Raw genomic sequence first — 6,594 nt, forward strand, 5'->3', positions numbered from 1 at the left:
GCCGCTGAGGCCGGTGGATCGGGTGCCGGATACGAGGTCACGAGCGTGCCGCCTCCAGCCGCCAGCCGTGGGCCCGGCTCCGGCGCTCCCAGAAGGAGGCGTAGGTGCCGCCCGCCGTGACCAGGCCGTCGTGCGTGCCCCTTTCGGTGATCTCTCCGTCCTCCAGGACGAGGATCTGGTCCGCGTGGACGACGGTGCTCAGCCGGTGTGCGATGACCAGCAGCGTCTTGCGCTCGGCGAGGGTGCGCACGGCCTCGGCGAACAGCGCCTCGTTCTCCTGGTCGAGTGCGGCCGTGGCCTCGTCGAGGACGAGGACGGGGGCGTCCTTGAGCAGGGCGCGGGCGATGGACACGCGCTGGCGCTGCCCGCCGGACAGCCGCGCGCCGCCCTCCCCCACCTTGGTGTCCCAGCCGTCGGGCAGTTCCTCGATCACCCGGTCGAGTCCGGACAGGGCCGCAGCCTCGGCCAGTTCCTCCGGGCCGGCGTCCGGGGCGGCGATCCTGACGTTTTCCTCGATGGTGCCGTCGAACAGGTAGACGTCCTGGAACACGAGGGAGACGTGTGCCGCCAGGTCGTCGGCGGCGATCTCGCGGACGTCGACGCCGCCGATGCGGACGGTGCCTTCCGTGGCGTCCCGGAAGCGGGCGATCAGCGAGGCGACCGTGGTCTTGCCGGCGCCGGAGGGTCCCACCAGGGCGGTCATGCTGCGTTCGGGCAGCCGGAAGGTCACGTCGTTCAGGACCGGGCGCGCGGAAGCTCCGTCGGCCGCCCCGGTGTCGTAGCGGAAGCCGACGCCGGAGAACTCCACGCTCGCGTCGCGGGGTGTCTTCGGTTCGGCCGGCTGCGGGAAGGGCGGCTCGTCGAGGACGGCGCCGAGCCGTTCCAGGGTGTTGCGGGCGATGCGCATGCCGGCGCCGGTTTCGGCGGCGGACGCCACGCTGTCGATGAGGCGGACCAGCAGCACCAGGAGCGCCAGGAGGGTGGGCACGGTGAGCGACCCGTCGAGCTGCCAGGACACCCCGAGGGCGAGCAGCAGGGCGAAGACGAGCCGGGTCGCGAAGGTGAACGAGACCAGGCCGGGCAGGCCGCGGACGATGAGCCGCCGGTCGGCGCGCGCTTCGGCCACCAGGGCGTCGTCCAGCGCCCCGTACCCTTCCGCGGTCCGGCCGAACGCCCGCAGGACCGGCTGGTTGCGCGTGTATTCCAGGACCCGGTCGGCGGACTCGCCGATCGCGGCGTCGCGGCCGAGGTCGAGCCGGCGCATCAGTGCCGTGCTCGCCTGCTGCACGGCGAACAGCACCGGCACACAGGCCAGGAGCACCAGGGCGGTGCGTACGTCGAAGAAGAAGGTCGCGGCGACCAGCGTCACCGGGGTGAGCAGGGAGGTGAGGAACGGGCGGAGCAGGTGGGCCGGTGTGCTCATCACCTGGATGACGTTCTGTCCGGCGAGCCTGCTGAACTCGGCCGTGCGGCCGGCGGTGAACCAGCCCAGGGGCAGGCGCAGGGCCTGGTCCGCCATCCGGCGGTGGAGCACCCCGGAGAGCTGGGAGCCGACCGTGAAACCGCCGCTGACGGCCGCGCCCTGGAGCGCCGCGTAGGCGAGTACGCAGCCGGTGAACGCCGCCAGCCAGGGCCAGACGTCGTCGGGGTCCGCGCCGAGCAGGGCTTCGAGGACGGGCACGAGAAGGGCGAAGGCGACGCCCTGGAGGACGGCCGCTCCGGACTGGAGGAGCACCAGCCGGTTCAGTGGGCGGGAGCCTTCCGGCCCCAGGACGCGGTAGAGCTGACGGATCATCGTGCACTTCCCTCTCGGATGTCGTCCGCCGCGCGGTCGGCCCTCACGGGGGCGGACCGGTGGAGCGGTACGCCGTCGGTCTCCTCCGGGCCCGCGGTCCGCTGGGCCTCCCACAGCGCGGCGTAGCGGCCGCCGGCGGCGAGCAGGTCGTCGTGGCGGCCCTGTTCGGTGACGCGTCCGTCCTCCAGCACCACGATCCGGTCGGCGGAGCGGATGGTCGACAGCCGGTGGGCGATGACGAGGAGGGTGCGGTCGGCCGCGAGCGCGGACAGGCCGTCCTGGATCAGTGCCTCGGAGTACGGGTCGGCGTAGGCGGTCGCCTCGTCGAGCACCAGGACGGGGGCGTCGGCGAGCAGCGCCCGTGCGATGGACAGGCGTTGCGCCTCGCCGCCGGAGAAGGTGACGGCGGTGCCGAGTTCGGTGGCGTAGCCGTCGGGCAGTTCCGTGATCCGGTCGTGGATGCGGGCGGCGCGGGCGCACCGTTCGACTTCCTCGTCGGTGGCGTCGGGGCGGCCCAGGCGGATGTTGTCGGCGACGCTCGCCCGCAGCAGCCGTACGTCCTGGAGGACGAAGCCGACCCGTCGGTACAGCTCGGTGGCGGGGATGTCCCGCAGGTCGGCGCCGCCGAGGGTCACCGTGCCGGCGGTGGCGTCGTGGAAGCGGGGCAGCAGCGACGCCAGGGTGGACTTGCCCGAGCCGGAGGGACCGACCAGCGCGGTGACCGTGCCGGGCGCGAGGTCGAGATCGACGCCGCTGAGGACGTCGGTGTTCCCGTCGTAGGAGAAGGACACCCCTTGCAGGGAGACGTGGTGGCCCTCGGGGAGGACGGCGGTCGTCGGCTCGGGCAGGGTGGGCGCGTCCAGCAGCTCGGTGACGCGTACGGCGGCGGCCTGGCCGGCCCGGATCTGCTGGATACGGGGCCCCACGACGCCCATGGGGGCGGCGACGGCGGGTCCGAGCAGGAGGAAGGGAACGAGTTCGGCGCCGGTCATCCAGTCCTGAGTGACGAAGACCGCGCCCAGCCCGGTCAGGAGCAGCAGGACCACGGCCGGGGCGACCACCAGGATCGCGGCGGTGGAGGTGAGCAGGGTGGAGCGGACCCAGCCGGAGAAGAAGTCGGCGAAGCCCTCGGTCGCGCGGACGAAGCGCTCGTGGGCTTTGCCTGCGCGTCCGAAGCTCTTGAAGACGGCGATGCCGGACGCGAATTCCACGGCGGCGGCGGAGATCCGGCCCACCGCGGCACCGAACTCGGCCATCTGGGCCGCGGCCCCGGCCATGGCCCGGCTGAACAGGAACACGCCCAGCAGCAGGGGGACCACGCTGACCAGGGCCAGGCGCCAGTCGACGGTGAAGAGGTAGCCCAGGATGAGCACCGGGGCGGTGAGCACGGAGACGACGTCGAGGAGGGTGTGCGCGAACAGGGTGTGCAGCGCGCTCACGTCGTCCTGCACGGCCTGCTTGACCTCGCCGGTGCCTCGTTCGGTGAGCCGGCCGAGCGGCAGCCGACCGATGTGCCGGGCGAGCCGGCGGCGGAGGGTGAGCTGAAGGTCGTTGTCGGCGAGGTGGGCGAGGGCGCCGGCCGCCGTGCCGCATACGAGGGCGACGAGGCCGGCCGAGCAGGCCAGCGCCACCAGCGGCCAGAGCGCGTCACCGTCGGCCGGGGAACCTGTGGTGAGGCGCTCGGCGATGCGGGAGACGGCGATGAACGGCGCCACTCCGGCCAGGGCGGCGGCGGCCTGGAGGCCGACGGCGAGGGCCAGTCGCCCGCGGACGGGCGCGGCCAGCGTGCGCAGCGGCCGCGGCGGGTTGTCGGGGGTGCCCGCGCCGTCGGCTGCGGGGTCCGGGGCTGCCGGGGCCGGGCCGGGCTCGGGCGGTTGTGACTTCACTTGACGAGTACTCCGATTTCGGGGATGGGCCTGCCGCCCGCCTCGGTGATGCGGCGGCTGGTCATGCCGGCCTCGCGGGCCAGCACGGCGGCGTCGAAGGTGTGCCAGTCGTAGCTGTCGGCGACCTCGCGGACGGTGCGGCCGTCGCGCAGGACCTTCCAGGTGGTCGTGAACCGCATGGCGTCGCCCTCGGTGGGTTCGCCGCCGATCCACCACTCGTAGGTCTGGCGGCCGATGGTCTCCCTCAGGGACATGACCGGGGGGATGACGCGGGGTGAGGAGACTCCCATCAGTTCCACGACGATGGGCGCCCCGTCCTGCAGGCGGTCCGCGAGCCGCTTCCACAGCGCCATGCGTTCGGGGACGGTGAGATGACCGGCCACGCCGAAGATGACGACGGCGGAGAGCCGGTCGGGCAGGACGAGGTCCTGGGCGGCCCCGTCCACGACGGTGACGCGTCGGCGCAGGTCCGGGTCGCGGGCGACCCGGGAGGTGAGCATGGCGCGCATGGTGGCGGACGGTTCGGCGGCGAGGATCTCCGCGTCCGGCAGGGCGGCGGCGATGACCTCGGTGACGCGTCCGGTGCCCGCGCCGATCTCCAGGACGGGGCCGTGGGACACGTCGAGTCCGGTCAGGACGCGGGTCAGCGGGGGGCCGCTGCTGGCGGTGTGCCGGGTGGCGACCAGTTCGTAGAACTCGGCCGAGGTCGAGTAGTAGTCGATCACGACGCTCTCCGGACTGGGGTGGTCGGGCGGGCGGGCTCGGGACGGCGGCTCACGGGGTGCTCGGCCAGGTGTGTGCGCCGCCGGTGGTCAGCGACGGGTCCAGCCTGCGCAGGACGGTCGCCACCACCTCACGGCGTCGGGGGGTGAGGTAGAAGTGGTCGCCGGGGAAGACGCGTACCTCGGTGCGGGCGGTGGTGAGGTCCGCCCAGCCGCCCGCCCGGTCGCGGCTGCGTTCCTCGCCGAGTTCCGGGTCGGTGCTGCCGGTCAGGACGTGCAGGGGGCAGGACAGCGGCTCTCGGTCGGGTGGCCGGTACGTCTCGATGATCCGGTAGTCGTGGCGTACGGGCGTGAGGATCAGGGACCGCAGCCCGGGATCGTCCAGGATCTCCTGGCTGGTGCCGCCCAGCCGGGCCAGTTCGGCGCTCAGGGTGTCGTCGTTCTGGCGGTGGAGCTGACCGGTGACGGCCGTGCCGGGGGCGGCCCGGCCGGACGCGAACAGGCGGCGCGGGCCCGGGAGTCCGCGGCGGTTCAGCTCGTGGGCGAGTTCCCAGGCCACGGCGGAGCCCATGCTGTGCCCGAAGAGGGCGTACGGCCGGTCGAGCAGCGGCGCGACGGCGTCCGCCACCGCCGCCGTCAGCTCGCCCATGTCGGCCGCCTCAGGATCCTCCAGGCGGTCCTCGCGGCCGGGGTACTGGACGGCGAGGAGTTCGACCTCGGGAGGCAGCAGTGCTGCCCAGGGCCGGTAGAAGCTCGCGCTGCCACCCGCGTGCGGCAGGCAGATCAGCGTGAACCGGGGTGCGGCCCCTCCGCTCCACCGTCTGAGCCACGGGCTGTCGGCACGTGCGGCGCGGGCGGAGGACTGGGCGGCGGGCCGTGTGGCGGGCCGGGCCGGGGGCTGGAAGGACGCGCTCGGCGGGAAGGGGGCGGTCACCAGGCGACCCTCAGTTCTTCGAGGCCGAAGGTGGCCGAGTCGTGCTTGATCACGATGTCCTCGCGGTTCCCCGCGAGGCGGAGCGTGGGGACGCGGCGGATGAGCGTCTCCAGGGCGACCTCCAGTTCCAGCCGGGCCAGGTGCTGGCCGACGCACTGGTGGACGCCGTAGCCGAACGCGACGTGGTGGTTGTCGGTGCGGTGGAAGTCGACCTTCTCGGGGTCGTCGAACTGCTCGGGGTCGTGGTTGGCCCCGGCGAGGAGGGCGATGACGCCGTCGTCGGCGGGGATCGTCCGGCCGGACAGGTCGATGTCCTCGGCGGCCACGCGCAGGGGGATGGAGTCGGCGACGGACAGGACGCGCAGGAGTTCGTCGACGGCGGCCGGCATCAGGGAGCGGTCCCGGCGCAGTTCCTCCATCAGCTCCGGCCGGTCCAGGAGGAGCAGGGTGCTCAGGGCGATCATGCTGGTGGTGGTCTCGCGGCCGGCGTTGATGGTGATGCCGAGGGTCGAGAGCAGCTGCTCCGTGGTCACGTGGCCGGGGACGAGGTGCTCGGTGACGAGCTTGGAGATCAGGTCGTCGCGGGGATCCTCCCGCCGCTGGCCGACGAGTCCGGCGAGCAGGCCGAAGAGGCCGCCGAGGGCTTCGGAGACCTGCTCGGCGGTGCTGTGGCGGGAGCCGGAGACGCGGGTGACGTCCCGGAAGAACTCCAGGTTCTCGCGGGGGATGCCGAGCAGTTCGCAGATCACCGAGGTGGAGACGGCGTTGGCGTACGCGGAGACGAAGTCCACCGGGCCGTCGGCGGCGAGCATGTCGTCGAGGATCTCGTCGACGCGGGCCTGGACGGCCGGGCGCATGGCGCGCACCCGGCGCACGGTGAACACCGGCAGGAGCATGCGCCGGTACTTGGTGTGCTCGGGGGCGTCGGTGCGGATGAAGGGGCGGAACCTCGCCCCGGCCTCCTGCTCGCCCTCGCCGAGGGCGGGGAAGTTGGGGCGGCGGATGTCGGCGCTGACCCGGGGGTCGGAGAGCAGTTCGCGTACGTCGTCGTAGCGGGTGACCACCCAGGCTTCGCGCTTGGTCGGCAGGGTGACGCGGGCGACCGGCTCGTGGGTGCGCAGCGTGTCGTACTCCGCGGGCGCCGCGAAGGGGCAACCGCGCTGGATGGGGAAGTCCCGGGGCGGGGCCGCGGGGTCCGTGCGGGATTCGCCGGGGGGCCGGGGCACCGTCGGGGTCTCGGGGCTTGTCATGAAGGGT

5 protein-coding genes are annotated in these 6,594 nt (G+C 73.4%); all 5 read right to left on the bottom strand.

Annotated elements, in window-relative coordinates; genetic code table 11:
- Positions 1 to 37: 37 nt before the first annotated feature.
- From ABS735_RS17955 to ABS735_RS17975, 5 genes are read right to left on the bottom strand one after another with little or no spacing between them, the layout of a single operon-like run.
- Positions 38 to 1,795 carry an ABC transporter ATP-binding protein gene (locus tag ABS735_RS17955; protein WP_373903410.1) on the bottom strand — a complete coding sequence of 586 codons (1,758 nt, stop codon included), beginning with the start codon at positions 1,793 to 1,795 and terminating at the stop codon, positions 38 to 40.
- On the bottom strand, positions 1,792 to 3,681 hold the full coding sequence (locus ABS735_RS17960) for an ABC transporter ATP-binding protein (RefSeq protein WP_373903409.1): 1,890 nt from the start codon (positions 3,679 to 3,681) through the stop codon (positions 1,792 to 1,794). Before ABS735_RS17960 ends, ABS735_RS17955 begins: the two co-directional genes overlap by 4 nt.
- Positions 3,678 to 4,406 (bottom strand): class I SAM-dependent methyltransferase, encoded by a 729-nt coding sequence (locus tag ABS735_RS17965; RefSeq protein WP_373903408.1) that lies wholly within the window; start codon positions 4,404 to 4,406, stop codon positions 3,678 to 3,680. Before ABS735_RS17965 ends, ABS735_RS17960 begins: the two co-directional genes overlap by 4 nt.
- 49 nt (positions 4,407 to 4,455) lie before the next feature.
- Positions 4,456 to 5,337 (bottom strand): thioesterase II family protein, encoded by an 882-nt coding sequence (locus ABS735_RS17970; protein ID WP_373903407.1) that lies wholly within the window; start codon positions 5,335 to 5,337, stop codon positions 4,456 to 4,458.
- Positions 5,334 to 6,587, bottom strand: coding sequence for a cytochrome P450 (locus ABS735_RS17975; protein ID WP_373903406.1), 1,254 nt, complete (start codon positions 6,585 to 6,587; stop codon positions 5,334 to 5,336). Before ABS735_RS17975 ends, ABS735_RS17970 begins: the two co-directional genes overlap by 4 nt.
- Positions 6,588 to 6,594 lie beyond the last annotated feature (7 nt).

It is taken from the genome of Streptomyces sp. MMCC 100 (genome assembly GCF_041538145.2).
In the GTDB taxonomy this organism is placed as follows: domain Bacteria; phylum Actinomycetota; class Actinomycetes; order Streptomycetales; family Streptomycetaceae; genus Streptomyces.

Coding starts and splice junctions, on each gene's coding strand:
- ABS735_RS17975 (WP_373903406.1), bottom strand. CDS start 6,587: ATGACAAGCCCCGAGACCCCGACGGTGCCCCGGCCCCCCGGCGAATCC.
- ABS735_RS17955 (WP_373903410.1), bottom strand. CDS start 1,795: ATGATCCGTCAGCTCTACCGCGTCCTGGGGCCGGAAGGCTCCCGCCCA.